This window comes from Arthrobacter globiformis (genome assembly GCF_003261175.1).
Taxonomy (GTDB): Bacteria; Actinomycetota; Actinomycetes; order Actinomycetales; family Micrococcaceae; genus Arthrobacter; species Arthrobacter globiformis_A.
The window spans coordinates 1-879 of record NZ_QLNP01000043.1 but is presented as its reverse complement, the minus strand read 5'-3'; the positions used below and the strand labels follow the sequence as shown (position 1 = coordinate 879).

The 879-nt window shown below is 57.2% G+C and carries 1 protein-coding gene; it reads left to right on the top strand.

Going from position 1 to position 879, the window contains the following annotated elements; all coding sequences use genetic code 11:
* The coding region (locus DBZ45_RS03775) for a GMC oxidoreductase (protein ID WP_146617439.1) at window positions 1-838 on the top strand (838 nt) is incomplete at its 5' end.
* Window positions 839-879 lie beyond the last annotated feature (41 nt).

The window sequence follows — 879 nt, the reverse complement described above, 5'->3', positions numbered from 1 at the left end:
CTTCCAGGCCGCATCGGTAGTCATTGTCGCGGCAAACGGCATCGGCACGCCCAGGTTGCTTCTTATGTCCGAATCGAAGATGTTTCCAGACGGGCTGGCAAACTCCTCCGGGCTGGTCGGCAAACGTTTCATGACGCACCCATTTGGGACATCCGTTGGTCTATATGAGGACGACCTTGAGGACTGGACTGGTCCCACCGGTGAGGCAATCGAATCGATGCAGTTCTATGAATCTGACCCCTCCAGAGGCTTCGTCCGCGGCAGTAAGTGGCACGTTATTCCTTCCGCCGGTCGCCCGCTCGGGATGATCAACCGGTGGACGCGGGGTGAAGGGGTGTCTGGCGAACCCTTCTGGGGTGAGGCCTTCACCGAAAAGATGAGCGATTCGGTCGGTCATCTTATCGAGATCATGGTCATGCCGGAGGATTTGCCGGAGGAAAGTAATTACGTCTCGCTTGACCCGGTCCTGAAGGACTCGGACGGACTTCCCGCACCCAAGGTCCATTACAGGACAAGCGAGAACACGCGCCGCCTTGTTGACTACAACCTGGAACGCACACTGGAAGCCCACGCTGCTGCTGGAGCAACAAAGGCTTGGGTAACCAATCGCAATAACCCGTCCTGGCACAACATGGGTACCACGATGATGGGCGATGACCCGAAATCCTCTGTTACTGACAGTTACGGTCGCACCCATGATGTGCCCAACCTCTACATTACGGGCGGAAGTGTCTTCCCCACGGCAACCGGCGTCAATCCTACGGCGACGATCTGTGCCCTGGCTAAGAGGACCGCAGCTTATATCGCCAAGAATGCAGGACGGCAGGTTGTGGCATGACGATCATCGACAGCACCGATCTCATTGGGACCATCGACAGG